The organism is Eubacterium sp. MSJ-13 (assembly GCF_018918235.1).
Classification (GTDB): domain Bacteria; phylum Bacillota; class Clostridia; order Lachnospirales; family Lachnospiraceae; genus Butyribacter.
This window is the reverse complement of sequence record NZ_JAHLQE010000018.1, coordinates 1-2,894: the sequence shown is the minus strand read 5'-3', so window position 1 is coordinate 2,894 and position 2,894 is coordinate 1. Positions and strand designations below refer to the sequence as shown.

General features: G+C 33.8%; 3 protein-coding genes. All 3 read right to left on the bottom strand.

The features are described from left to right. Nucleotides 1-54: 54 nt before the first annotated feature. Nucleotides 55-765 carry a transposase gene (locus KQI69_RS00815; RefSeq protein ID WP_216563385.1) on the bottom strand — a complete coding sequence of 237 codons (711 nt, stop codon included), beginning with the start codon at nt 763-765 and terminating at the stop codon, nt 55-57. Then, nucleotides 759-1,370, bottom strand: a complete 612-nt coding sequence (locus tag KQI69_RS00810) for a transposase (protein ID WP_216563384.1) — start codon at nt 1,368-1,370, stop codon at nt 759-761. Before KQI69_RS00810 ends, KQI69_RS00815 begins: the two co-directional genes overlap by 7 nt. A 509-nt stretch (nt 1,371-1,879) precedes the next feature. Then, nucleotides 1,880-2,894: acyltransferase family protein (locus KQI69_RS00805; RefSeq protein ID WP_216563383.1), on the bottom strand; the 1,015-nt coding region annotated here is incomplete at its 5' end.

Sequence of the window (2,894 nt, the reverse complement as noted above, 5' to 3'; positions counted from 1 at the left end):
CCATTCGCTGAAAAGTTTATATCAATCTCTGCTGTTTATATATGCTTTTTTATTTTATGCAGTGTACCTTGCCAGTCCATTCGTTATCCCTGACTCTATTTTTTCCTTTGCTAATGTAAGCTGTATTATAAATGTCACGGTCAGGAACATCTTCATCTTTTTCAGTCCTCTTATCGTATGCTTTTCAAATTGAAAATCACGGTCTATACGTCCGTTTACTCTTTCAATGCTTGTTCTTTTTTTATACAGTCTTTTCCATTTTTTTGAATTCCTTGCCACTTTCGTAAATATACGTTGGTCTATCTTTAATGGTATTCTGAATATCCTTTTATCATGATATTTAGGATGAAATCCATATCTCTGACTGTCCCTGCTCTTATCATAACCTTTATATACTAATTCTATTTCCTCTCCACTGTCTGTTATATAGTATACTCTTCCTTTGTAATCGTAAACGATATTCGTATCTTTAAACTGTTTTGTTTCATCTCCCTGCCACATATTTCTTATGTCTATAACTGGAGCTGTTCCTTCTGCGGTAAGCCACTCTATCAGCTCCGTACTGTCATATCCCTTATCTGCCAGAAAATATTTGCACTTTTCCAGTTTCTCCGGATATTTTTCTTTTATGTTATCTAACAGCTTTTCTGTTTCTTTAACTTCACTGTTCGATGCCTTTGTCACTTCATAATCAACCGGCAGTTCATATGTTGCATCTGATAACAGATGCAGACGAAATCCAAACCATTTCTTTGTTTTTACCACTTTTTCACCGTCAGGTTTAGTTGTTGTGTAGCTCTTTTGGCACCAGTTGGCATCCCCTCTCCTCTGTTACCGCTGTTTTTTTCTGAAATTCTTCGTGCGTAACTTTGTATAGCTTTTCCGTCCGATGCTATAATCTCACCAAAACCGTTAAGGTTTTCATACATATATTTCACAAGCGCATCAAACATTTCTCTTAATTCATCTTCACACTCCTTTAAATTGTTCAAAAAATTTGTATATGCACTTGCTGTCGGAGCCAGTTTATATCGGCTTTCCCTTATCTTTTTTCCATACTTGTCTTTCTTGTCAGTTAATACAGAATATATATGCGGTTGAAATCCGCATATAATACGGAGCTGACTGTTCCTGTTTAATTCTCTTAAAAGACTTGCAACAGAGTCGTGGTCAAATATAAAGCTTGCAATAAAAGAATTCCACATAGCTTCTACTGGCCATTCATTTCTTCCTTTTCCTCGTTTTTCTTTTAATTTTTGTATTAATTTTTCATCTGGAAGATTGTCAAAAACTTTTTGTAATCTTTCTAAATCTCCAAGATTTTCATTTTGGGTATCGTCAAATATTGAAATCTGTGTTATTATCTTCATAGAAAAGCACCTCCTTTTAATGTGGTTTGGTCACTTACATTATACACCATTATGGTGATGAAGGGTGCTTTTCTTTTTATATTTTTTATATAAACAGCAGTTTTAATGATGGATATTTATGCAGCAAATGGCGTTAGAACATCGTCGGCACTTAGGACATGTATTTTATGTCCTTATGTGCCGCTACGAATGTTCTCCGAGGTGAGAACCGTCCATTTGTCGTATAATATCCATCATTAAACTGCGTTCGGAGCAAAACAAAGTTCAGATGGTCGAATATTTACATAATGTTAAGAAAAGCCACAGAAAATACGATAAAATCGTGATATTCTATGGCGATTTATTTTTTGATATCTTTTGAACTTCTTTTATTTCCTAGATTTCGCGACAGCGAAATCTATTCTTTGTATAATTTTCACAAAAGCAAACAATTTTTTACAAACATACCTATAAGAAGTAACCTCCTGTATAAAACTACTCTTTTATTGTAGTTCAAGAAATATATTGCTTCAATACATATTTGCATAAGTACTCTTTTTTCCTACCATCCATGGTGCAATTCTCATAACTATTTCGTAAGCTATACTGCATATTACCATTGTTACAGTAACAACAAACAAAGACAGTAGAATATTCTCTCTGACAGCGTCCGTACTCATACGAAATGGAATAGAAATAACCTTTACCACAATCCTATATACTGAACCGTGGATACAAAGAATGATTAAAGAAATTCGACCAAAGTATTGCAGAGGTCTATTTTCATTGATAATCCATGCAAACAACATCATTCCTGCCACACCAATCAATGCAGTTATAAACCACATGATCCCTGTGGTTAAATTGAAATAAGCTAAAAAGAAATTTATAAGAAGTAGAACTACAGCAAAAATTTTAACTTCCATCTTTTTATATGCTTCTCCATTTAATTCTCCAGCAAAAAATGTACCTACTGCATAAAAACCGATAAACTTAAACATACGATCGATACCCCAAGGTAATCCCGGCATTGGAATGATAATATAAACTATACTCATCAAAGCAGAAATAATATACGCAACTTTCCTGCTACTAATATTTACAATAATATTGAATATCACAACTGTTACAAAAAAGCATGGTAGAAACCACAGATGGACATTGAAGTCTAAATTGTCATAAGCACCTGAAAATAAACCAATAAGAGAATCTATAAAACTCATATCTGAATCCCGAAATTTTCTCTCTATGACCTGCCAGTAAATCAATATTATAAAACCAAACGAAAAATATGGAATAACTATAGTCTGTATCCTTCGTTTAATATCTACTAAAACTGATTTTTCTTTATACACCCAACCTGCTGCAATGAAAAACAACGGCATATGAAATGAATACAGCCAATTATAAATTATGCTATTATGATAGATATGCCCTATTACAACCAGAATAATTCCTGTTCCCTTTAATATATCAAGCCATGATAATCTGCTCTGCTCTGCTCTGCTCTGCTCTGCTCTGCTCTGCTCTGCTCTGCTCTGCTCT

What these genes read in the sequence shown, in the direction of transcription:
- KQI69_RS00810 (WP_216563384.1), bottom strand. Translation starts at nt 1,370, where the DNA reads ATGAAGATAATAACACAGATTTCAATATTTGACGATACCCAAAATGAA.